Annotated in this window: 21 protein-coding genes; 13 read left to right on the forward strand and 8 right to left on the reverse strand. The window is 70.7% G+C overall.

The annotated features are described in order from the left end of the window. Positions 1-4: 4 nt before the first annotated feature. Positions 5-595 (forward strand): MerR family transcriptional regulator, encoded by a 591-nt coding sequence (locus ACZ6CV_RS01450; protein WP_469249585.1) that lies wholly within the window; start codon positions 5-7, stop codon positions 593-595. Here the strand turns inward: ACZ6CV_RS01450 and ACZ6CV_RS01455 are convergent. The 5 genes from ACZ6CV_RS01455 to ACZ6CV_RS01475 all read right to left on the reverse strand — a co-directional run bounded on the left by ACZ6CV_RS01455 (position 576) and on the right by ACZ6CV_RS01475 (position 5886). Continuing rightward, positions 576-1250: a response regulator gene (locus tag ACZ6CV_RS01455; RefSeq protein ID WP_469248702.1), complete on the reverse strand. Its 675-nt coding sequence runs from the start codon at positions 1248-1250 to the stop codon at positions 576-578. The genes ACZ6CV_RS01450 and ACZ6CV_RS01455 overlap by 20 nt on opposite strands. Beyond that, positions 1247-2611 carry a sensor histidine kinase gene (locus ACZ6CV_RS01460; protein ID WP_469248703.1) on the reverse strand — a complete coding sequence of 455 codons (1365 nt, stop codon included), beginning with the start codon at positions 2609-2611 and terminating at the stop codon, positions 1247-1249. The genes ACZ6CV_RS01455 and ACZ6CV_RS01460 overlap by 4 nt, the downstream gene beginning before the upstream one ends. A gap of 170 nt (positions 2612-2781) precedes the next feature. Further along, on the reverse strand, positions 2782-3663 hold the full coding sequence (locus tag ACZ6CV_RS01465) for a DUF4429 domain-containing protein (RefSeq protein WP_469248708.1): 882 nt from the start codon (positions 3661-3663) through the stop codon (positions 2782-2784). Positions 3664-3738: 75 nt separating this feature from the next. Next, a complete protein-coding gene (locus tag ACZ6CV_RS01470) occupies positions 3739-4950 on the reverse strand; it encodes an alpha/beta hydrolase (RefSeq protein ID WP_469248710.1) in 1212 nt (403 codons plus the stop codon). Between the two features lie 177 nt (positions 4951-5127). Continuing rightward, complete coding sequence (locus ACZ6CV_RS01475; RefSeq protein WP_469248712.1) at positions 5128-5886, reverse strand: TetR/AcrR family transcriptional regulator; 759 nt, start codon at positions 5884-5886, stop codon at positions 5128-5130. A 116-nt stretch (positions 5887-6002) separates the two neighbouring features. On the opposite strand from ACZ6CV_RS01475, the gene ACZ6CV_RS01480 reads away from it, so the two are divergent. Beyond that, on the forward strand, positions 6003-7613 hold the full coding sequence (locus ACZ6CV_RS01480; protein ID WP_469248715.1) for an MFS transporter: 1611 nt from the start codon (positions 6003-6005) through the stop codon (positions 7611-7613). Between the two features lie 264 nt (positions 7614-7877). Beyond that, positions 7878-8270: a peptidase inhibitor family I36 protein gene (locus tag ACZ6CV_RS01485; protein WP_469249586.1), complete on the forward strand. Its 393-nt coding sequence runs from the start codon at positions 7878-7880 to the stop codon at positions 8268-8270. A gap of 108 nt (positions 8271-8378) precedes the next feature. Here the strand turns inward: ACZ6CV_RS01485 and aceE are convergent, their stop codons facing one another. Continuing rightward, entirely contained in the window at positions 8379-11111 is a 2733-nt protein-coding gene (gene aceE, locus ACZ6CV_RS01490; RefSeq protein WP_469248717.1) for a pyruvate dehydrogenase (acetyl-transferring), homodimeric type, read from the reverse strand. A gap of 369 nt (positions 11112-11480) precedes the next feature. Here aceE and ACZ6CV_RS01495 point away from each other — a divergent pair, with 369 nt between their 5' ends. The 6 genes from ACZ6CV_RS01495 (at position 11481) to ACZ6CV_RS01520 (ending at position 16095) form a co-directional block, all read left to right on the forward strand. Further along, positions 11481-11912, forward strand: a complete 432-nt coding sequence (locus ACZ6CV_RS01495; protein ID WP_362367483.1) for a DUF3052 domain-containing protein — start codon at positions 11481-11483, stop codon at positions 11910-11912. A 191-nt stretch (positions 11913-12103) separates the two neighbouring features. Next, a complete protein-coding gene (locus ACZ6CV_RS01500) occupies positions 12104-12571 on the forward strand; it encodes a peroxiredoxin (RefSeq protein WP_469248719.1) in 468 nt (155 codons plus the stop codon). 113 nt (positions 12572-12684) lie between these two features. Further along, positions 12685-13260 (forward strand): TerD family protein, encoded by a 576-nt coding sequence (locus ACZ6CV_RS01505; RefSeq protein ID WP_062781869.1) that lies wholly within the window; start codon positions 12685-12687, stop codon positions 13258-13260. Positions 13261-13411: 151 nt separating this feature from the next. Then, positions 13412-13987, forward strand: coding sequence for a TerD family protein (locus ACZ6CV_RS01510; protein WP_358704938.1), 576 nt, complete (start codon positions 13412-13414; stop codon positions 13985-13987). A gap of 64 nt (positions 13988-14051) precedes the next feature. Next, positions 14052-15197 (forward strand): DUF475 domain-containing protein, encoded by a 1146-nt coding sequence (locus ACZ6CV_RS01515; protein WP_469248721.1) that lies wholly within the window; start codon positions 14052-14054, stop codon positions 15195-15197. A 157-nt stretch (positions 15198-15354) separates the two neighbouring features. After that, complete coding sequence (locus ACZ6CV_RS01520; RefSeq protein ID WP_355808817.1) at positions 15355-16095, forward strand: TerD family protein; 741 nt, start codon at positions 15355-15357, stop codon at positions 16093-16095. Positions 16096-16159: 64 nt separating this feature from the next. Here the strand turns inward: ACZ6CV_RS01520 and ACZ6CV_RS01525 are convergent, their stop codons facing one another. Then, positions 16160-17035, reverse strand: coding sequence for a TerD family protein (locus ACZ6CV_RS01525; RefSeq protein ID WP_469248723.1), 876 nt, complete (start codon positions 17033-17035; stop codon positions 16160-16162). Between the two features lie 244 nt (positions 17036-17279). Here ACZ6CV_RS01525 and ACZ6CV_RS01530 point away from each other — a divergent pair, with 244 nt between their 5' ends. From ACZ6CV_RS01530 to ACZ6CV_RS01545, 4 genes are all read left to right on the forward strand, one after another. After that, the gene (locus tag ACZ6CV_RS01530; RefSeq protein WP_469248725.1) at positions 17280-18500 is read left to right on the forward strand and encodes an HpcH/HpaI aldolase/citrate lyase family protein; all 1221 of its coding nucleotides are present in this window, start codon (positions 17280-17282) and stop codon (positions 18498-18500) included. Positions 18501-18599: 99 nt separating this feature from the next. Further along, a complete protein-coding gene (locus ACZ6CV_RS01535) occupies positions 18600-21065 on the forward strand; it encodes a phosphoribosyltransferase (RefSeq protein WP_469249587.1) in 2466 nt (821 codons plus the stop codon). Then, on the forward strand, positions 21062-21931 hold the full coding sequence (locus tag ACZ6CV_RS01540; RefSeq protein WP_469248727.1) for an HAD family hydrolase: 870 nt from the start codon (positions 21062-21064) through the stop codon (positions 21929-21931). Before ACZ6CV_RS01535 ends, ACZ6CV_RS01540 begins: the two co-directional genes overlap by 4 nt. Further along, a complete protein-coding gene (locus tag ACZ6CV_RS01545; RefSeq protein ID WP_469248729.1) occupies positions 21880-22101 on the forward strand; it encodes an FmdB family zinc ribbon protein in 222 nt (73 codons plus the stop codon). The genes ACZ6CV_RS01540 and ACZ6CV_RS01545 overlap by 52 nt, the downstream gene beginning before the upstream one ends. Before the next feature lie 56 nt (positions 22102-22157). On the opposite strand, the gene ACZ6CV_RS01550 is transcribed toward ACZ6CV_RS01545, so the two are convergent. Next, complete coding sequence (locus ACZ6CV_RS01550; RefSeq protein ID WP_469248731.1) at positions 22158-23294, reverse strand: DNA polymerase III subunit beta family protein; 1137 nt, start codon at positions 23292-23294, stop codon at positions 22158-22160. Positions 23295-23298 lie beyond the last annotated feature (4 nt).

A 23298-nucleotide genomic window follows, 5' to 3' on the forward strand; every position in this document is an offset into this window, starting at 1 on the left:
GGTGATGGAGACCGGGACGACGGTCCTGGAGGCCGGGGCGACGGTGACGGAGGCCGGGGCGGCGCCGGCCCGCACCGCCGACGGCGTGGACGTCTGCGCCTCGGTGGTGGCCGGGCATCCGAGTCCGGACGGCCAGGACCACTACACGATCAGCGAGGTCGCCGCCCACACCGGCCTGAGCGCCTACACGCTCCGGTGGTACGAGCGGATCGGCCTGATGCCGCACATCGACCGCTCCCACACGGGCCAGCGCCGCTACCGCAACCGCGACCTGGACTGGCTCGCCTTCGTCGGCAAGCTGCGGCTGACCGGGATGCCGGTGGCGGACATGGTCCGTTACGCGGAACTGGTGCGCGCGGGCGAGCACACCTTCGCCGATCGGCAGGAACTCCTGGAGCAGACCCGGCGGGACGTCCGCGACCGCATCGCGGAGCTCCAGGGCACCCTCGCCGTCCTGGACTACAAGATCGACGTGTACGCGGGCGCCGGCAGGGTGACGGAACGGGCGGTGTCGCAGAGGCTCGCGGCGGAACGAGCCGCGTCGGAACGGGCCGCGTCCGAGCGGATGGCGGAGGCTACTGCTCGCCCGGCGTGACCAGCCCCGACTCATAGGCGAAGATCACCGCCTGAGCCCGGTCCCGCAGGTCCAACTTGCTGAGCACCCGGCCGACATGGGTCTTCACCGTCTGCTCGGCGAGCACCAGATGTTCGGCGATCTCCTTGTTGGACAGGCCGCGCGCGATCAGTGCGAGCACCTCCGTCTCACGCTCCGTCAGGCCACCGAGTCGCAGCGACTGGTGGCGCGGGGCGGTCCGCTGCTTGGCGAAGTCGGCGATCAGCCGGCGGGTCACCGACGGCGCGAGCAGCGCGTCACCGGCCGCCACCACCCGTACCGCCGAGATGAGATCGGCGGGCGGCGCGTCCTTGAGCAGGAACCCGGAGGCTCCGGCGCGCAACGCCTCGTACACGTAGTCGTCCACGTCGAAGGTGGTGAGCATCAGGACCTTCGGCCGGTGCACCACACCGGGCGGCGGGTCCAACAGGGCGCGGGCGGCGGAGAGTCCGTCCAGCTCCGGCATGCGGACGTCCATCAGCACCACGTCGGGGTGAGCGCTGCGGCTGAGCTCGATCGCCTTCTTGCCGTTCGGCGCCTCGCCCACCACGTCGATGTCGCTCTGCGCCGCGAGCAGCGCGGCGAACCCCGCCCGCACCATGGACTGGTCGTCGACGACGATCACGCGAATGGTCATGCGGTGCCGGAGCCCTTCGGGACGAGGGGAAGTCGGGCGGCCACCCGGAAACCGCCGTCGGGAAGCGGGCCGGCGTCGACCGTGCCGCCGACCAACCGTACGCGCTCACGCATGCCCACCAGGCCGTGCCCGGTGCCCCCGCTCTCCAGCGGACCGGGTGAGTCCGTCGACGGGCCGTTGACCACAAGGACCAGCAGATGTGTGGAGTCGAGCGTCACGGTGATCTCGGTGCGTGCGCCCGGCGCGTGGCGCATCACGTTCGACAGCGCCTCCTGGACGATGCGGTACGCGGACAGATCCACGGCTGGCGTCACCTCGGCCAGCTGCCGCAAGATCGCCAACTCGGGGCGTGACAGGTCGATCGGTATGCCCGCACGCGCTGTCGCCTCGACCAGGTGGGGCAGGCGGTCGAGTCCCGGCTGCGGTGCCCGCTCGCCGTGCGCCCCCTCGCTGCGCAACACCGCGAGCAGCCGCCGCATCTCGGTCAGCGACTCCCGCGCACTGGTCGCGATGGCCCCGAACTCCTCCTCGGCCGAGGCGGGCAGGCCCCGCAGCCGGTAGGGCGCGGAGTCGGCCTGCACGGTGATCACCGACATGTGGTGCGCCACGACGTCGTGCAACTCCCTTGCGATACGAGCCCGTTCTTCGAGCAGGGTGCGCTGGGCGCGCTCGGCCTCGCTGATGGTCTCCTGCTCGACGAGTCTGCGCCGGGCCTCCGCGCGCTCCCGCAGCAGCGTGCCGAGCAGGAGCACGGCCCCGCTCAGCACGGTCAGCACCAGGCCGGTGTCCTGGCTGGCGGCGCCGCGGAACGCGCCGAGCACCAGCCCGGCGGCGACGGTGACCAGCCAGACCCCGAGGAGCGTGCGCCGGCCCTCCCGCAGGGCCAGCGCACAGCAGAGGACCAGGTACCCCACGATGGTCACGGCGGTCCACGGGGCGAGGTGGCCGGGATCGGCGGCCATCGTCACGACGGCCCCCACCACGTCCGAGACGAGCACGATCCACCAGGCCCGCAGCGGCCGGGTGACCGCGAGGAGCAGCGGCGCGGACTGGGCGACCCCCAGCGCGCCGGCTACGGCGCCGTTGACGCCGTAGTCGTGGGTGAGCACCCGGACGGTGACCGGGATGAGGATGGCGATGAAGCCGGCCGCGACCAGGACGGGCAGCCTGCGCACCCAGCGACGCGGATCGTGCGCGAGCAGCGGTTCGGTCGACGGTGCGGGTTCCCACAGCGCTGTCCCCATCGCGCGCAGCCCGTCGCGGACGGTCGCGGCGGCACGGCGGAGGGGCCCCGGGTGTCCGTCCGGCTCGGGCGCGGGACGGCGGGGCTCTGCGGCGGAAGATGTCGATGCGCTGCTCATGGCCCGATCAGCGTAGGGCCGGGGCCCTCGCCGGCACGTCATACCGGGGAGCCGGAATCCGGCTCATACCCGGGTATGACTTCTGCTCGCGGGTATCACCAGCAGCCCCGTCAGCACCAGCAGACCCGTCAGCACCAGCAGCACCAGAAGTCACACACGTACCACTGACCTCAGAGCTCCGCGAGCAGTTCGGCCTTCTTCATCGTGAACTCGTCGTCCGTGAGCAGCCCCGACTGATGGAGCTCGCCCAGGTGTCGGATGCGGTCCGCGATGTCCGCCGGATCTCGCCGCACGGACGGCGGCGCGGAGACGCTCGCGACGACCCCGTCACCGTGCGCGGCCGGGCCGGACGCCCGCACCGCCGCGAGGACCGACGCGGCGAACGGCAGCGACTCGTGGACCGGCCCGTAGCCGAGCCCGAAGACCACGGCCGCGGGGTCCTGGTCGGCCTGGCCGGGCTGCGCCACGGGAGTCTCACGGCGCAACAGCCGCAGATGTCCCTCGAACACCTCCGGGGAGCGCCATTCGATGCCGCTCAGGTCCGTGACGAGGAAGCTCTGGTCCCCGGCCTTCCACTTCGCCGACGACGCGCCCGTCCAGAACCAGCGGAACGACACCGTCTTGCCGTCGAAGGAGGCCTTCCCGTCGTACGCCTTGAACTGCAGCGGAGCCTCCGGCGGGGCCACCAGGTACCCGTCCGCGGGCTCACCGTCGTCCGCGGGGATCCGCGCCCGCAGCTCGTCCGCGTAGTACTCGGCGAGCGTCTCCCGCTCGGCGGGTAGCACGAGACGGTACGGGTCGCAGCCTTCCTTGAGCTGCCCCGCGGCCGCCTCCATCAGCGGATCGGCGCCCGGTCTCGGCACGGCATGCAGGACCACGGTCCCGCGTTTGCCGGGGGAGAGTGTCACCGCCGCGATCGCCTCATGCGGGATGCGCCGTTCACCGAGGGCCTGGAAGAGCTTCGGTGTGCGGATTCCCCGTTCGAAGCGGATGAGCACGGAGTCGGACTGAAACTCCCAGGCGGCATGAAATCCGGCCAGTACGTCACCCATGCGGCTCATCGTAGGCGGCACGAGCTCCTCCGTCCCTCCTGCTGCGGGCCGCTGTTTCATCGATTTCTACGCGCGTCAGGCCGCCGCCGTGCCGGAAAAACCCTTTCGGCAGGCGTTGTCGTCGCTCGCGCATCGCACCCCGTCGTACGAGCCGGTACCGATTTCTGCGAAGTTGCGCAGGCTCTCCGTGCCCGGCTCGAAATAGCCGGTGTGCCCCCGTGCGCCGGCCGCGGACAGCACGCGCGCGCCGAAGCCGCCGGACACCGGGTCGGCGCCGTGGCCGAGCCCGCCGAATTCCATGTTCGGGACATCCTGGATCCAGTCGTCGCCGTCCCGGGTGGCCCAGATCCGGGCCCCCGTACCCAGCTGCGAGGCCGTGTCGGCGCGCATGCCGGGGCTGCCGGCCACGGCGATGTCGGTGACACGGTCGGGCAGCGTCCGCGCGGCCACACCGCACACCACGGAGCCGTAGCTGTGGCAGTACAGCGCGACCGGGGTGCGGCCGGGCAGGCCCCGCACCATGGCTTCGAGCCGCGTGGCCCCGTCCTCGGCCCGCATCGCCGTGGCCGCGTCGACGCCGATCCCGGCGGGCGCGGTGTAGTCGGCCCAGGCGATCACGGCGGTACGCGCGTGGGGCGCCACCGCGTGCTCCTCGCGGTAGAGCGACTTCGCCATGCCCACCGGAGCGGAGTACTTCCTGAACGTCCGCTCGAACGTCAGCACGTTGGTGTCGACACCGGGGACGACCACCGACACGCGGCGGGCCTTGTCGAGGTCTCCGAAGACCTCCGCCATCCGCCCGGACCCCATGGGGTCGAACGCGATGACCTGGCGTCCCGGACGCATCATGACCCCGAACCGCTTCATCCGGCGCTCGGCCTCCTGCTTCCCCAGCGGGGAGAGGCGGTCGTCGTGCATGCGCCGACGCTCGATCGTGCGGGCCTTCCCCAGGGCGATGCGGTTCGCGCGGTACCTGAGGTCGGCGGGAGCGCCGTTCATGTTGCCGACCGCAAGGGGATAGCGCGCGGCGAGGCGGTGGCGCTGCTGTGTGTCGAGCGAGGCGAAGAAGCGCGCGAGCCGGCCGGCCGGAGCGTCGGTGTCGGGCAGCGCGCGCTTGCCGATGTGCCCGTGCTCCCAGGCGGAGCGCGAGGCCTCGACCGGGGAGGCATCACCCTGGTTGTGCCGCACGGCGGTCCAGCCGGTGGTGGCGAGCATGACGAACACGACGGCGAGCGCAAGCAGAGCGCGCCAGGCGTTGAGTTGAGGGGATGAGTCGAAGGAAGTCACTACGGAACACCCTAGGAGAACCGTGATGTTTACCGTGCATCGCGTGAGGCAGATCACGTTTCTTGACGGGTAATTGAGGCAAAGCGGACGCACATTGGGTCCGCCGTCACGCTCCGTAGGTAACGGTCGCACGTGCGAGTCAGAGGTGACAGTAACTCAGGGTGCGCCTCAAGTCGCTCAATGCGCGGAAGTGCCCGGCGGGTTGGGTGACTGTCCCGCACCCGTGTGCGATTGGGGTGCGTGCCAGTCCGCCGCCAACGCGGGCCCCAGGTGGTCGAGATAGGTCTCCGTGAGGTCGCGGATCGACTCGACGCTGGCGTCCTGGCCCGCGCCCCAGAGCCGCCCGGTGACCCGCATGACGCCACTGAAGGCGGCCACCGCCACGCGCGGGCGGGGGTCCGTGTCGAGGTCGAGCCCCTCGCGCTCGGCGATCACACGGGCGACCACGTCCTCCGTCTCGATGGAGCGCCGCAGGTGCACGGCGAGCAAGGAGGGGGTCGACTCGATCATCTGGTAAGTGCGCATGTGCAGTTCGACCGGGACGACCTCCTCGATCGACTGGCCCATCGCCTGCCAGGCGCCGAGGACCGCGCCGCGCAGCGCCGTCATCGGGTCCTCGTGGGCCGGCCGGTCGCGCACCGCCTGCACGAATCGCGCCTCCACCATCTCCTGGACGGCGAAGGCGGCCTCCTGCTTGTTGGCGAAGTACCGGAAGAACGTGCGCTGGGACACGTCGACGGCCTCGGCGATCTCGTCGACGGTCGTCTCCTCGTACCCCTTGGTCGTGAAGAGTTCGAGTGCCACGCGCAGGAGTGCGTCCCGGGTGCGCTGCTTCTTGCGCTCGCGCAGGCCGGGACCGGTGGACCCGGAGGGAGTCCCCTCAAGGGTCTCCGACCGTGCGGCCGGGGCGTCGGTCGCTCGCTGCGTGGTCTTCACGCCATTGCCCTCTTTCCTGCCGTTTGCCCAGTTCACCATACCTGTGAGCCACGTGACAGTTACCGACTTGTGAAATGGTTTGTCAACTGTCAGAGGCTGTCACTAATCTCGAACACATGACTAGTCAGACCACCGTCGACAAGGCGGACGAGGCGCCGGAGCCCCTGTCCGCTCCGGCCCCGGCCAAGGGGCTCCGCGGCCACCCCTGGCTGACGCTCTTCGCCGTCGCGATCGGCGTGATGATGGTCGCCCTGGACGGCACCATCGTGGCGATCGCCAACCCGGCCATCCAGAAGGACCTGGGCGCCACCTTCGCGGACGTCCAATGGATCACCAACGGCTACTTCCTCGCGCTAGCCGTCGCGCTGATCACCGCGGGCAAGCTGGGCGACCGCTTCGGCCACCGGCAGACCTTCCTCATAGGCGTGGTCGGGTTCGCCGCCGCCTCCGGGGCCATCGGACTGTCCGACAGCATCGCGCTGGTCGTCACCTTCCGCGTGCTCCAGGGCCTCTTCGGCGCCCTGCTGATGCCCGCCGCGCTCGGCCTGCTGCGCGCCACCTTCCCGGCCGAGAAGCTCAACATGGCCATCGGCATCTGGGGCATGGTGATCGGCGCCTCCACCGCCGGCGGCCCGATTCTCGGCGGCCTCCTCGTCCAGCACGTCAGCTGGCAGTCCGTCTTCTTCATCAACGTGCCGGTCGGCGTCATCGCCCTCGTCCTCGGCCTGGTGATCCTCCGCGACCACCGCGCGGAGAACGCGCCGAAGTCCTTCGACGTCGTCGGCATCGTCCTGCTCTCGGCGGCCATGTTCTGCCTGGTCTGGGCCCTCATCAAGGCGCCGGAGTGGGGCTGGGGCGACGGCATGACGTGGACCTTCATCGGTGCCTCGGTGCTGAGCTTCGCGCTCTTCGCGGCGTGGGAGTCCAAGGTCGCGGAACCGCTCATCCCGCTGGCGCTGTTCCGCTCCGTGGCGCTGTCGGCCGGCGTCGTGCTGATGGTGCTCATGGCCATCGCCTTCATGGGCGGGCTCTTCTTCGTCACCTTCTACCTGCAGAACGTGCACGACATGAGCCCCGTCGACAGCGGTCTGCATCTGCTGCCGCTCACCGGCATGATGATCGTCGGCTCCCCGCTGGCGGGCGCGATGATCACCAAGGTGGGTCCGCGCATCCCGCTCGCGGGCGGCATGCTCTGCACGGCCGTCGCCATGTACGGCATGTCCACGCTGGAGGCGGGCACCGGCAGCGGCCTCATGTCGCTCTGGTTCGCGCTCCTCGGCCTCGGCCTCGCGCCCGTCATGGTCGGCGCCACGGAGGTCATCGTGGGCAACGCCCCGATGGAGCTCTCCGGCGTCGCCGGCGGTCTGCAGCAGGCCGCGATGCAGATCGGCGGCAGCCTCGGCACCGCCGTCCTCGGCGCCGTCATGGCGTCGAAGGTCGACAGCGAGCTGCCCGACAAGTGGGCCGAGGCGAAGCTCCCGCCGCTCAGCGAGGCCCAGCTCGACAAGGCCGCCGAGGCCGTCCAGGTCGGTGTGGCGCCGGTGCCGCCGAAGGCCCCGCCGTCCGTCGCCGAGCAGATCACCTCGGTCGCGCACGACACGTTCATGTCGGGCATGGGCCTGGCCTGCCTGGTCGCCACCGGCGTCGCGGTGGTCGCCGTCTTCGTCGCGTTCCTGACCAAGCGCGGCGTCAACGCCGAGGCGGGCGCGGGCGTGGGCCACATCTGAGCCACCGGTCGCCGATGTCAGGGAAAGCCCCTCAGGGACAACCTGGGGGGCTTTCGCCTATCAGGGTGAGGCACGGGCGTACCCCTTCCGACGCCCCGGCGGGCGGGTCCACAGTGCAGGAAGAAGATCCGCACGAGCACGGCACGGGCCACCGCGTCGAGCGGCGTGCGGGCAACTGCGCCACGCCATACGGGGGTTGAAGCAATGCCTACGACCATGCGTACGACCAAGTCCACGCCCACGACCAAGTCCACGCCCGCGACCATGCCCGCGCCCAAGTCCACGCCCATCAGGACGATCACGACCGTCGCGGCGGCCGCACTCGCCGCGGTCGTCCTCACCCCCGCCCACGCGGGAGCCACCGCCCCGCCGACGCTCCGCGGCTGCGCCACGGGGGAGCTCTGCCTCTGGGAGCAGTCGGACTTCCGGGGCGCCCGGCATGTGTACGAGCTGGCGGACATCGACATCGAGAGCTGCGTCGCGCTGCCGGAGGGGGGCAGCGCGGAAGCCCTCGCCAACCGCACGGGACGGCCGGTCACCGTGTACCAGTCGGCGGAGTGCGCCGAGACCGGCGAGTTCAACACCTACCCCGGCAGCGGGACATGGGCCCCCGCATCGCCTTATCGGGTACGGGCGTTCAAGGTCTGGGAGCGCTAGATGGCCGCGGACCGCAAACGCCGGAGGGCGACGGGGCCCAAGGCCTGCCGCCGCCCTCCGGACGAGACACCCGCACATGACGCGCGACCTCACGCGTCACACGGTTCGCTACGCGTCGCCCCCGGCCGCACCCGGGTCGGCGGCCGTGACGTCGAGGAGCTGGTAGCGGTCGATCGCCTGCTTCAGGACGGAGCGGTCGACCTTGCCCTCACGGGCCAGCTCGGTCAGCACGCCGACCACGATCGACTGCGCGTCGATGTGGAAGAAGCGACGGGCCGCACCGCGCGTGTCCGCGAAGCCGAAGCCGTCCGCACCCAGCGACTGGTACGTGCCGGGCACCCAGCGGGAGATCTGGTCGGGGACGCTCCGCATCCAGTCGGAGACGGCCACGAACGGCCCCTCGGCGCCGGACAGCTTGCGCGTGACATACGGGACGCGCTGCTCCTCCTCGGGGTGCAGCAGATTGTGCCGCTCCACCTCCACCGCGTCGCGGCGCAGTTCGTTCCAGGAGGTCGCCGACCAGACGTCCGCCTTCACGTTCCACTCGGCGGCCAGGATCTGCTGGGCCTCGACCGCCCACGGCACCGCCACGCCGGACGCGATGATCTGGGCCGGCACGGCACCCTGCGCACCGGGCTTGAGGCGGTAGATGCCCTTGAGGATGCCCTCGACGTCCACGTCGTCCGGCTCGGCCGGGTGCTGGATCGGCTCGTTGTAGACGGTGAGGTAGTAGAAGACGTCCTCGCTGTCGGGGCCGTACATCCGGCGCAGGCCGTCCTTGACGATGTGCGCGATCTCGTAGCCGTAGGCCGGGTCGTAGGCGACGCAGGCCGGGTTGGTCGAGGCGAGCAGCTGCGAGTGACCGTCCGCGTGCTGCAGGCCCTCGCCGGTCAGCGTGGTGCGGCCCGCGGTGGCGCCGAGCACGAAACCGCGCGCGAGCTGGTCGGCCATCTGCCAGAACTGGTCGCCGGTGCGCTGGAAACCGAACATCGAGTAGAAGACGTACACCGGGATCAGCGGCTCGCCGTGGGTGGCGTACGCCGACCCGGCGGCGATCAGCGAGGCCGTGCAGCCCGCCTCGGAGATGCCGTCGTGCAGCATCTGGCCGGTCGGCGACTCCTTGTAGGCGAGCAGGAGTTCGCGGTCCACGGCCTCGTACTGCTGGCCGAGCGGGTTGTAGATCTTCGCGCTCGGGAAGAACGCGTCCATGCCGAACGTGCGGTACTCGTCGGGGGCGATCAGTACGAACCGCTTGCCGATCTCCTTGTCCCGCATGAGGTCCTTGAGGATGCGGACGAACGCCATGGTGGTGGCGATCGACTGCTGACCCGAGCCCTTCTTCGCGGCCGCGTACGCCTTGTCCTCGGGCAGCGGAAGCGGCTTGGCGCGCACGACACGGGTCGGGACATAGCCGCCGAGTCCCAGCCGGCGGTCGTGCATGTACTGGATCTCTTCGGAGTCGCGGCCCGGGTGGTAGTACGGCGGGGCGCCGTCCTCCAACTGCTTGTCCGTGATCGGGATGTGCAGACGGTCGCGGAAGCCCTTGAGGTCGTCGACCGTCAGCTTCTTCATCTGGTGCGTGGCGTTGCGGCCCTCGAAGTTCGGGCCGAGGGTCCAGCCCTTGACCGTCTGGGCGAGGATCACCGTCGGCTGGCCCTTGTGGGCCTTGGCCGCGGAGAACGCCGCGTAGATCTTCTTGTGGTCGTGACCGCCGCGGCCCAGGTGCAGGATCTGGTCGTCGGTCATGTTCTCGACCATGGACCGCAGCCGCTGGTCCTCGCCGAAGAAGTGGTCGCGGATGTAGGCGCCGGTCTCGGTGGCGTAGGTCTGGAACTGGCCGTCGGGCGTCGTGTTCAGCTTGTTGACCAGGATGCCGTCGCGGTCCTGCGCGAGCAGCGGGTCCCAGCTGCGGTCCCAGACCAGCTTGATGACGTTCCAGCCGGCGCCGCGGAACTGCGACTCCAGCTCCTGGATGATCTTGCCGTTGCCGCGCACCGGGCCGTCCAGGCGCTGCAGGTTGCAGTTGACGACGAAGGTGAGGTTGTCCAGGCCCTCGCGGGCGGCGATGGAGAGCTGGCCGAGCGACTCGGGCTCGTCCATCTCGCCGTCGCCGAGGAACGCCCAGACGTGCGACTTGGAGGTGTCGGCGATGGAGCGCGCCTCCATGTAGCGGTTCATCCGCGCCTGGAAGATCGCGCCGAGCGGGCCGAGACCCATGGAGACGGTGGGGAACTCCCAGAAGTCCGGCATCAGCCGCGGGTGCGGATACGAGGAGAGACCGTTGGGCGCCTTGGACTTCTCCTGGCGGAACGCGTCGAGCTGCGGCTCGGTGAGCCGGTCGAGGAGGAACGCGCGGGCGTAGATGCCGGGGGACGCGTGCCCCTGGAAGAAGATCTGGTCGCCGCCGTCGCCCTCGTCCTTGCCGCGGAAGAAGTGGTTGAAGCCCACGTCGTAGAGGGAGGCGGAGGAGGCGAAGGTGGCGATGTGGCCGCCGACGCCGATGCCGGGACGCTGGGCGCGGGAGACCATGACCGCGGCGTTCCAGCGGGTCGCGTTCAGGACCTTGCGTTCGATCTCCTCGTTGCCGGGGAAGAACGGCTCGTCCTTGGTGGCGATCGTGTTGACGTAATCCGTACTGCGCATCTCGGGCACGGCGACGCGCTTCTCGCGTGCGCGCTCGATCAGCCGGAGCATCAGATAGCGGGCCCGCTCACGGCCGCGTTCGTCGACCGCGGCATCGAGGGAGTCGAGCCACTCCTGGGTCTCTTCGGGATCGAAGTCCGGGACCTGACTCGGCAGGCCGCCAATGATGATCGGGTTGCGATCGGATCCGGAAGCCACGCTGTTCCTTCGCTGTCGGGGCTTTCGCCTGGGGTTCTGCCTGGCCGTGCACCGCTCCCCATCGTGTACCTCGTGAAGGCGCACGTCATGTCTACCGATAGGTAACCGAGACGTTCATCCGGCGACCCTGGGGTAGGCTCGGCCCAAATCGCAACGATACGCCCATCCTGCCTAGCCGCTTCGCAGAGCCGTTCGGTCTCGTACGGATGTGGCGACAGTTGCGGCGACACGGTCGGGAACGTCACCGTTTCGGCGGTCTCGACGGCTGGGTACTTGCGCGATCCGTCCCGCCCGTGTGGACTACGGCCAACGCCCCGCGCACGCGCGTGGCTGACAGGCATTCCCAAAAACATGATCAGGAGGCAATCCGTGAGCGCGACCGCGGACCACGCGGAGACGAACCTGGCCGTAAGGCTTGGTTTCCAGCCCGACCAGGTGGTCCAGGAGATCGGCTACGACGACGACGTCGACCAGGAGCTCCGCGAGGCCATCGAGGAGGCCACTGGCACAGAGCTCGTCGACGAGGACTACGACGACGTGGCTGATGCCGTGGTGCTCTGGTTCCGTGAGGACGACGGGGACCTGACTGATGCGTTGGTGGATGCCATCGCGTACATGGAGGAGGGCGGCCAGATTCTGCTGCTGACTCCGAAGACCGGTCGTGACGGGTACGTCGAGCCGAGCGAGATCGGCGAAGCGGCCACCACCGCCGGCCTGTCCCAGACGAAGAGCACGAACGCCGGCAAGGACTGGAGCGGCACCCGCCTGGTCACGCCGAAGGCGGCCGCCAAGAAGCGCTAGGCCGCGGGCCGAGAGAGCGCCGGGCCCGCACGGCCCACCAGCGGCACTGAGCCGGAGAACGATCGTGAGGCCCCCACCGACCGGTGTCGGCGGGGGCCTCACGCGTGCGCTGGGGCGGAGATCACCGGACGTAGGGTGTATGTCACCCGATCGGCCCCACCCGAGGGGCCCCGTCGAAGGGATGCGTAGTCATGGCGCTCGCTGGAATCGCGACCGGCACCAAGGCCCCGGAATTCGAGCTCAAGGACAACCACGGCCGGACCGTGCGGCTCGCCGACTTCCGCGGCGAGAAGAACGTGGTGCTGCTCTTCTACCCGTTCGCGTTCACCGGCGTCTGCACCGGCGAGCTGTGCGCGCTCCGCGACGAGCTGCCGAAGTTCGTCAACGACGACACCCAGCTGCTCGCCGTCTCCAACGACTCCATCCACACGCTGCGCGTCTTCGCCGAGCAGGAGGGCCTCGAGTACCCGCTGGTCTCCGACTTCTGGCCGCACGGCGAGGTCAGCCGTGCCTACGGCGTCTTCGACGAGGAGAAGGGCTGCGCGGTGCGCGGGACCTTCATCATCGACAAGGAGGGCGTGGTGCGCTGGAGCGTCGTCAACGACCTGCCCGACGCGCGTGACCTGAACGAGTACGTCACCGCGCTCGAAACGCTCTGAGCGAACTTCGATTCCGCGCGCGGCCGGGAACCGGTCACTAGGATCCAGACGTTGATCCGATGGCAACGCAACGCTTGGGGCTCCCCGCCCCTGGACACCAATTGGGAGGACTCGTGGGAGTCAGCCTCAGCAAGGGCGGCAACGTATCGCTGAGCAAGGAGGCACCCGGCCTGACCGCTGTTCTGGTCGGCCTGGGCTGGGACGTCCGCACCACCACCGGTACGGACTTCGACCTCGACGCCAGCGCGATCCTGACGAACGCGGAGGGCAAGGTCAGCAGCGACCAGAACTTCGTCTTCTTCAACAACCTGAAGAGCCCCGACGGTTCCGTCGAGCACACCGGTGACAACACCACCGGTGAGGGCGAGGGCGACGACGAGGCGATCAAGGTCGACCTGGCCGCGGTCCCCGCCGACGTGGAGAAGATCGTTTTCCCGGTCTCCATCTATGACGCCGAGACCCGTCAGCAGTCCTTCGGCCAGGTGCGCAACGCGTTCATCCGCGTCGTGAACCAGGCGGGCGGCGCCGAGATCGCGCGGTACGACCTCTCCGAGGACGCCTCGACGGAGACCGCGATGGTCTTCGGCGAGCTGTACCGCCACGGCGCCGAGTGGAAGTTCCGCGCGGTCGGCCAGGGCTACGCCTCGGGCCTGCGCGGCATCGCGCAGGACTTCGGCGTCAACGTCTGAGCCGAGCGCACCCCGCTCTCCGTCCGGCGTCGCACCCACACGAGTGCGGCGCCGGACGCGCTCATCACCCAGGGCCCCCGCCACCGCGGGGCCCGGGGGTTTCCGGCACCCCGGAGCCCCTGCTCTCGTCACCTCGGGGAGGACCATCACCATGGGCGTCACACTCGCCAAGGGAGGCAACGTCTCCCTCTCCAAGGCCGCGCCCAACCTCACCCAGGTCCTCGTCGGCCTCGGCTGGGACGCGCGCTCCACCACCGGCGCCCCCTTCGACCTCGACGCCAGCGCCCTGCTGTGCAACGCGGGCCGGGTCCTCGGCGACGAGTGGTTCGTCTTCTACAACAACCTCACCAGCCCCGACGGTTCGGTCGAGCACACCGGTGACAACCTCACGGGCGAGGGGGACGGCGACGACGAGTCGCTGCTGATCGACCTCTCCAAGGTGCCGGCCAACTGCGACAAGATCATCTTTCCCGTCTCGATCCATGAGGCGGACAACAGGGGCCAGACGTTCGGCCAGGTCAGCAACGCGTTCATCCGCGTGGTGAACCAGGCGGACGGGCAGGAGCTCGCGCGCTACGACCTCAGCGAGGACGCCTCGACGGAGACCGCGATGATCTTCGGAGAGGTGTACAGGTACGGAGGCGAGTGGAAGTTCCGTGCAGTCGGACAGGGGTACGCGTCGGGCCTGCGCGGCATCGCTCTAGACTTCGGGGTCAACGTTTCGTAAAGCCGGGGACCGGCGCGGGGGAGACCGCTAAACGGGAGCCCGTACATACACGATTGGGTAGCCAGTGCTTCTGAAAACCTTCGGCTGGTCGTTCGCGGTCACCGCGATCGGCTTGGTCGCCGCGGTGCTCTACGGGGGGTGGACCGGCTTCGGCGTCGTGGCGATCCTGTCCATCCTCGAGATCTCGCTGTCCTTCGACAACGCGGTGGTCAACGCCGGGATCCTGAAGAAGATGAGTGCCTTCTGGCAGAAGATCTTCCTCACGGTCGGCGTGCTGATCGCGGTCTTCGGCATGCGGCTCGTCTTCCCGGTCGTGATCGTCGCCATCAGCGCCAAGATCGGCCCGATCGAGGCCGTCCGGCTCGCTCTCAACGAGAAGGACCACTACCAGCAGCTGGTCACCGACGCGCACCCGTCGATCGCCGCCTTCGGTGGCATGTTCCTGCTGATGATCTTCCTCGACTTCATCTTCGAGGACCGGGACATCAAGTGGCTGAACTGGCTGGAGCGTCCGCTCGCCAAGCTCGGCAAGGTCGACATGCTGTCGGTCTGCATCGCGCTCGTCGTGCTCCTGATCTCCGCGATGACCGTCGCCACCCACGCCCACCAGCACGGCGGCGCGCACGTGGACAAGGCGCAGACGGTCCTCATCTCCGGCATCGCCGGTCTGATCACGTACCTCGTGGTCGGCGGACTCTCCGGCTACTTCGAGAACAAGCTGGAGGAGGACGAGGAGCGCGAGCACGAGGAGGAGGAAGAGGCCAAGCGGACCGGCAAGAAGGTTCCCGCGGTCGTGATGGCCGGCAAGGCCGCCTTCTTCATGTTCCTCTACCTCGAGGTCCTGGACGCGTCCTTCTCCTTCGACGGCGTCATCGGCGCCTTCGCGATCACGAACGACATCGTCCTGATGGCGCTCGGCCTCGGCATCGGCGCCATGTACGTCCGGTCCCTGACCGTCTACCTGGTCCGCCAGGGCACCCTCGACGACTACGTCTACCTGGAGCACGGCGCGCACTACGCGATCGGTGCCCTCTCCGTGATCCTCCTGGTCACCATCCAGTACGAGATCCACGAGGTCATCACCGGCTCCGTGGGCGTCATCCTGATCGCCTGGTCCTTCGTCTCGTCCGTGATCCGCAACAAGCGGATGGCGGCGGCCGAGGGACAGGGGAGCTCCGGTGAGAAGAGCGAGGTCTCGTCCGGGGTCTGACACCGGCTGATTCCCTCGCCGCGCTGTCCGATTCCGGTTCCCGGAGTGTGACGGCGGCCAGGGTGAGGAACGCTCTGTGCGGGGCGGCCGTCGAGGAGATGTCCTCATGGCCGCCCCGTCGGTATTCGTAGGTGGCACAAGGGCACTTGGGGGCGGAATGTCCTTCTGGGACGGTCTGTGGCGTGGGCGTTCGATGGACTTCGAATCGGGCAGCGCCGCCACCAACTCCATCGAACTGACCAAACGGCACCCGACGGTCTCGCTCTCCAAGCAGGGCGCGGCCACCGGCAACCTGCGCGTCAACCTCTCCTGGCAGATGCGCACGTCCGACATCATCGGCAAGCCGAGCAGGGGCAGCGGCCTGCTGCGCCACCCCTTCAAACTCTTCCAGCCCGACGTGGTGCAGGCGCACACGCAGGGCGTGGTCAACGTCGACCTGGACATAGGCTGCCTGTACGAGCTGGTGGACGGCACCAAGGGCGTCGTCCAGCCCCTCGGCAGCTTCTTCGGGGACCTCAACGCCCCGCCGTTCGTGAAGCTCAGCGGCGACGACCGGTTCGGCTCCCCGTCCGGCGAGACGATCTACATCAACCTCGACCACCGCGAGTCGATCAAGCGACTGCTGGTCTTCGCGTACATCTACGACCAGACGCCGGCGTTCGACCGTACGCACGCGAAGGTCACGCTCTACCCCAGCAACGGCCCGCGGATCGAGATCGACCTGGACGAGCGCCAGCCGCAGGCCCGGTCCTGCGCGGTGTTCACCGTGGAGAACGTCAAGGACGAGCTGGTCGTGCGCCGCGAGGTCAAGTTCGTCTACGGCTTCCAGGCCGAGCTCGACCGGCTGTACGGCTGGGGGCTGCAGTGGGGCCGGGGCTACAAGTCCAAGGTGGGCTGAGCGGGAGCCCCCGGTCCGGCCCCGGAGCTCCCGGGCCCGCCCCCCGGAGCTCCCGGCCCGGCCCTCAGCGGGGCAGGAACTGCGGTCCCTGCGGGGGCAGCCGGAAGTTCGGGTCCGGCATCGGGGTCACCGGCTGCGGATAGCCGTACGACGGCTGCGCGACCGGGGCGGGCTGCACGATCGGGGTGGGCTGCGTGGGCGCCGCGGGCGGATAGCCGTACGCGGGCTGGGGCGCCGGGTGCCGGGGCGGCTCGGGCGGATAGCCGTAGGCGGGCTGCGGGGCCGAGGGCGGGGCGTGCTGGGCGGCGGACGGCCGGCCCGACGGCTGGTGCGGCACCGGCTGCTGCGGCGGCAGCGGGAAGGAGGCCGAGGGGGAGGGCTCCGGAGCGGCGGCGTCCGAGTCGTCCACGGAGATGCCGAAGTCGGAGGCGAGCCCCTCCAGACCGTTGGAGTAGCCCTCGCCGAGCGCGCGGAACTTCCACCCCTCGCCGCGGCGGTAGAGCTCCCCGCAGATCAGCGCCGTCTCCTCGCCGGTCTGCGGAGTGATGTCGAAGTACGCGAGCGGCTCGCCGTCGGCGAGGGCGGCGTCGTACAGCAGGATCCGCAGCGCGGGCACGTGCTCGAAGGCGATGCCCTCCGCCGACGCGACGAGCAGCACCCGGTCCACCGCCGGGTCCAGGCCCGCCAGGTCCGTCTGGATCGTGTCCGTCAGGCCCTCGGCGACCCGCTTCTTGCCGAGCCGCCAGACCTGGCCCGCCGGGTGGCGCGGCTGGTTGTAGAAGACGAAGTCCTCGTCCGAGCGGACCCGGCCGTCGCCGCCGAGCAGCAGCGCCGACGCGTCGACGTCGGGGACACCCTGCCCGGGGGTCCAGCGGAGCACGGCGCGGACGGCCGAGGCTTCGAGAGGGACGTTCGACCCCTTCAACATCGCGTGCGTCATGCGGTCATCCTGCCTTTCCCCGCACGGGGGCGACAACGCGGGGGGTTTCCGGCCCCGACCGCGTCACCGGGCTCCTGACCTGCGGGTGGTGCGAGCGTGCGACGGTTGTGTGGTGAGCATGTGTGACATGGCCGGGTTACCTGAAGTTCATGCCCGCGGGGAACCCCCGGCACCCGTCTCTACGTACTATTACCGGCCACATCAAAACGGCCCACGTCGACCGACAGACGAGGCAAGGAGTCACATGCGTCATTTCGGGCACATCGCCCCTGAGGTGCGGCAGCGCCTCTTCCACCGGGAGCCGTGTGCCTTCACCGCGGACTCCCCGCCCCAGCTGCTCGCGTCCGCGCTGGGCGCCACGCTCTACAGTCCGGCCACCCGCCCCCGCCTCGCCGACGACATCATGAAACAGGCCGGACGTGGCGTGATCTCGATGGTCCTCTGCCTGGAGGACTCCATCGACGACGCCGAGGTCGCCGACGCCGAGGAGAACCTGGTCCGGCAGTTCGCCGACCTGGCCGCCCGGGACGTGGAGCCGCCGCTGCTCTTCATCCGGGTGCGCGCCGCCGAACAGATACCCGACCTGGTCCGCAGGCTCGGCACCGGCGTGCGGCTGCTCTCCGGGTTCGTGCTGCCCAAGTTCACCGAGGAGCGGGGCGTTCCGTTCCTGGAGGCGATGGTGGCCGCCGAGGCCGACCTGCCCACGGACCTCGCGAGCACCGCAAGCCCCGCCAGTCCCGCGAGCCCCGCAGGACCCGGCCGCCGGCTCTTCGCCATGCCCGTCCTGGAATCGCCCGAGCTGCTGCACCTGGAGAGCCGCGCGGAGACCCTCGCCGGCATCTCCCGCACCGTCGACAAGTACCGCGACCGCGTCCTCGCGCTGCGCCTCGGCGTCACCGACTTCTGCTCGGCGTACGGGCTGCGCAGACCGCCGGACATGACCGCCTACGACGTACAGATCGTCGCCGCCGTCATCGCCGACGTCGTCAACGTCCTGGGCAGGGCCGACGGCACGGGGTTCACCGTGACCGGACCGGTCTGGGAGTACTTCCGCGTCCAGGAGCGGATGTTCAAGCCGCAGCTGCGCCGCAGCCCCTTCCTGGAGGGCCGGGCCGACGAGCTGCGCCAGGCCCTCATCGAACACGACATGGACGGCCTGCTGCGCGAGATCGAACTCGACCGCGCCAACGGTCTGCAGGGCAAGACCTGCATCCACCCCTCCCACGTCCTGCCCGTGCACGCGCTCTCGGTGGTCAGCCACGAGGAGTTCAGCGACGCCGAGGACATCCTGCGCCCGGAGCGCGGCGGCGGCGGGGTCCTGCGCTCCTCGTACACGAACAAGATGAACGAGGTGAAGCCGCACCGCGCCTGGGCCGAGCGGACCCTGCGCCGCGCCGAGGTCTTCGGCGTCGCCAAGGAGGACATCGGCTTCGTGGAGCTGCTCACCGCCGGAATCCCCGGCTGACGAACCGGGATCCCCGGCCGATGACCATCAAGAAGGCACGCAAGGAGCATGACGTACGTGACTGAAGACGCGACGCCGGAGATACCGGAGACACCGGAGATACGGGAGAGACCGGAGACACGGGAGAGCCCCGTGTGGTCGGGGACCTGGGTCGCCGAGCGGCTCGGGGTCGGACTCGACGGCGACGAGGCGCTGCACGGCATGCTCGGCCTCGCGCTGCGCCGCAACCCCAAGCGGGCCCACCTCCTGGTGTCGAACGTCCTGGGCAAGCACGTACCGCAGCGCCCGTCGGTCGTCTACGCGGCCGGTCACGGCCTCGGCGTCCGGGTGCGGGAGCTGCTCGGCGACGACGAGGCCCGGCGCGCCGTCGTCCTCGGCTACGCGGAGACCGCCACGGGCCTCGGCCACGCGGTCGCCGACGGCCTCGTCCTCGCGCCCTACCTGCACTCCACCCGGCGCCCCGTCGAGGGCGTCGAGCGCGCGGGCGGCTTCGAGGAGTCCCACTCGCACGCCACGTCGCACCTGCTGCTGCCCGAGGACCCGCGGCTGCTCGCCGGGGACGGGCCGCTGGTCCTCGTCGACGACGAGTTCTCCACCGGCAACACGGTCCTGAACACCGTCCGCGCCCTGCACGCCCGTTTCCCGCGCGAGCGGTACGTGATCGTGGCGCTGGTCGACATGCGCTCGCCCGAGGACCGCGGGCGCCTCGACGCCTTCGCCCGCGAGATCGGCGCGCGCGTCGACCTCGTCGCCACGGCGTCCGGGACCGTGCGGCTGCCCGACGGTGTCCTGGCGAAGGGGCAGGCACTGGTCGCCGAGCACGAGGGAGCCACGGTTCCCCGGCCGCGTGCCGAGCCCGGGACCGTCGACCGCGTGGACCTCGGCTGGCCCGCGGGCGTGCCCGACGGCGGCCGGCACGGCTTCACGCCCGCACACCGGCGTGCCCTGGACGCGGCGCTGCCCGGCATGGCGGCGAAGATCGCGGCCGCGCTGCCGCAGGGCGCGCGCCGGGTGCTCGTCCTGGGCTTCGAGGAGCTGATGTACGCGCCGCTCGCGCTCGGCGTGGAACTGGAGCGCCGCACCGACGCGGAGGTGCGGTTCTCCACCACGACCCGCTCGCCGGTGCTCGCCGTGGACGACCCCGGCTACGCGATCCGCACCCGCCTCACCTTCCCCGCGCACGACGAGCCCGCCGACGGACCCGGCACGCGGTACGCGTACAACGTCGCGGGCGGCGGCTTCGACGCGGTCGTCGCGGTCGTCGACTCGGTCGCGGACACCCCTGAACTGCACGCGTCCGACGGTCTGTTGGCCCGGCTCGCCGCGCACACCGGACACGTCCTGCTGGCCGTCGTCCCCTCGTACGTCCCCGAAAGGCCCGCCATGCTGCCCGAGCCACTCCGCGGCCCCGCCTTCTCCTCGTACGCGCCCGAAGACGTCGGCTGGCTGCTGCAGGACCTCTCGGACGTGACGCTCGAAGCGCCCACGGAGGAGCGCGAGGAGGCGATCCAGAGCGGGGGCGCGCACTACGCCGAGTCGCTGCCGGTCGAGTACCAGCCGAGCGAGCGCTACCAGGAGCTGTTCCGCGCCGCCCTCGACACGTCCGCCGCCCGTATCGCCCAGGCCGTCGGCACGGTCACCGAGATCGTGCTCGCCGAGCGGTCGCCGCGCCCGGTCCTGGTGTCGCTGGCCCGCGCGGGCACGCCCGTCGGCGTCCTGATGCGCCGCTGGGCCGCCCACCGGCACGGCCTGGACCTGCCGCACTACGCGGTGTCGATCGTGCGCGGCCGCGGCATCGACGCCAACGCGCTGCGCTGGCTCGCCGCCCACCACGACCCCGCCGACGTCGTCTTCGTCGACGGCTGGACCGGCAAGGGCGCGATCACCCGTGAACTGGCCGACGCCGTCCGGGAGTTCGAGGCGTCCGGTGGTCCCGCCGGGTTCAGCGCGGAGATCGCCGTGCTCGCCGACCCCGGCTCGTGCGTGCGCACCTACGGCACCCGCGAGGACTTCCTCATCCCCTCCGCCTGCCTCAACTCGACGGTGTCCGGGCTGATTTCGCGTACGGTGCTCCGCGCCGACCTGGTCGGCCGGGACGACTTCCACGGCGCGAAGTTCTACCGCGAACTCGCCGGGGCGGACGTCTCGGGTGCCTTCGTCGACGCCGTCGCGGCCCGCTTCGACGAGGCCGGTGACGCGGTGGACGCGCGGGTCAAGGAGCTCCTGTCCGCCGACCGGGCGCCGACCTGGGAGGGCTGGGCCGCCGTGGAGCGGATCAGCGAGGAGTACGGCATCCACGACGTCAACCTCGTCAAGCCGGGCGTCGGCGAGACGACCCGGGTGCTGTTGCGCCGGGTGCCGTGGAAGATCCTGGCCCGCGCGGGCGCGGGGCCCGACCTCGACCACGTACGGCTGCTCGCCGAGCAGCGGGGCGTGCCCGTCGAGGAGGTCGCCGAACTCCCGTACACCTGCGTGGGGTTGATCCATCCCCGGTACACGCGGGGCGCGACGGGAGCGGACGGCAGGGCGGTCGCCGCCGCGGACGGGACGGGGGTGGCCCAGTGACGCAGCTCGTCGCCAGCGACCTCGACCGCACCCTCATCTACTCCGCCGCCGCGCTCGGCCTGACCGTGCCGGACGCCGAGGCGCCGCGCCTGCTCTGCGTCGAGGTGTACGAGGGCAAGCCGCTGTCGTACGTCACCGAGACCGCCGCCGGGCTCCTCGACGAGCTGGCCCGCACCGCCCTCTTCGTGCCGACCACGACCCGCACCCGCGAACAGTACGGGCGCATCCATCTCCCGGGCCCCGCACCGCGGTTCGCGATCTGCGCCAATGGCGGGCACCTGCTCGTCGACGGTGTCAGCGACCCCGGCTGGCGGGCGGCCGTCGACCGCGGGCTCGCCGCGGAGTGCGCCTCGCTCGACGAGGTCCGCGCCCACCTGGTGCGCACCGCGGACCCGGCCTGGCTGCTCAAGGAGCGCGTCGCCGAGGACCTCTTCGCGTACCTCGTCGTGGAGCGGGCGCTGCTGCCCGCGGAGTGGGTCGAGGAGCTCGCCGCGTGGGCCGGGCCGCGCGGCTGGACGGTGTCGCTGCAGGGCCGCAAGCTCTACGCCGTACCGATGCCGCTCACCAAGAGCGCGGCGGTACGGGAGGTCGCGCGGCGGACCGGCGCCCAGGAGATCCTCGCCGCGGGCGACTCGCTCCTCGACGCGGACCTGCTGCTCGCCGCCGACCGCTCCTGGCGCCCGGGCCACGGCGAGCTGGCCGACACGGGCTTCACGGCGCCGGGCCTGACGGCGCTCGCGCGGCGCGGGGTCGCGGCGGGGGAGGAGATCGCCGGGGCGTTCCTGGCGGCGGGGCGTGCGGCTAGCCTGGGCGCATGCCTCGATACGAATACCGCTGCCGGTCCTGCGGCGACACCTTTGAACTGAGCCGCCCGATGGCCGAGTCGGCCGCGCCCGCGGCGTGCCCGGCCGGCCACGAGGACACGGTGAAGCTCCTGTCGACCGTGTCCGTCGCCGGCACCACCTCGGCGCCGTCCCCTGGCGGGGGCGGCGCCGGTGGGGGCGGCGGCTGCTGTGGCGGGGGTTGCTGCGGCTGAGGCGGTGCGGCCGAAGTCGGTCGGGGTCCGGCGGGTCCGGGTCCGGCGGGTGCGGGTCAGTCCTCCATGCGGACCGGCATCAGCATCGAGAGGGTGCTCTCGTCGTCGGGGCGGCGGATCGTGATCGGCGCCGTGGGGGCGCCCAGCTCCAGAATCAGCCGGTCCCGTTCCTGGTCCCGGGCCCCGGCGGCCAGCGCGTCCAGAGCCTCCAGCAGGAACGCGCGGTTCACGGCGACGCGGTCCGGGGCGTCGTCGGCGTCGGTGCAGAGGGTCACCGCGCCGTCGTCCTCCATCCTGAGCACGCTGAGGTCACCCGCTTCGGCGTCGACGGCACGGACGGGACCGGTCTCCAGGGCCCTTCGGAAAGCCGGCACGTCGAGGAGAGCGCGGCGTTCGCCGGGCTCGGGCAGGAGCCGTCGGTAGTCGGGGAAGTCGTGGTCGAGGCAGTGACCGGCCGCCTGCCTGTCCCCGGCCTCCAGGGTCATGCGGTCACCGTCGACCGTGAGCCGCACGGACCCCTCGCCGTCGGAAAGGGCCCGCATCGCGTCGACGAGCGCAGTGGGCACGATGACCTGCACTCGGCTCCCGTCGTGCCCCGTGACCCCGGCGTGCGCGATGGCCAGGCGGTACCGGTCGGTGGCCACGGCGTGCAGGGTCCCGCCCTCGATGTCGAACAGGACCCCGCCGAGCATCGGCAGCTCCGGGTCGGTGCTCGCCGCGAAACGGACGGAGTCCAGCGCGGCCGCCAACTCGGGTGCGGCGAGGGACAGTCGGGCAGTGACGTTGCGGAGCGAGGTCATGGCGTTCTCCCTGTGATCGGGCTGTGCGTGCTCTCTGCGATCGAGCAGCGCGTGCTCTCTGCGATCAAGCAGCGCGAGGAGTGCGGAGAACTCGCTGCGGGCCTCGGACAGCCCCCGTTCGAGATGGCGCAGGTGCGCCCCGAGCAGTTTCCGGACCAGATCGGTGTCCGCGCCGGACCAACTGGCCAGCACCAGGCGGGTGTCCGCCAGCGGCATCCCGGCCCGGCGCAGACCGGCGAGGAGCCGGGCCTCTTCGAGCTGCTCGGGCGCGTACCAGCGGTATCCGCTCACCGGATCCACCCAGGCCGGGGCCAGCACGCCGACGCGGTCGTAGAACCGCAGGGCGCTCACGCCCAGACCGCTGTCGCGGGCCATGTCCCCGATGCTGCGCATGTCG

It is taken from the genome of Streptomyces sp. NPDC041713 (assembly GCF_055591085.1).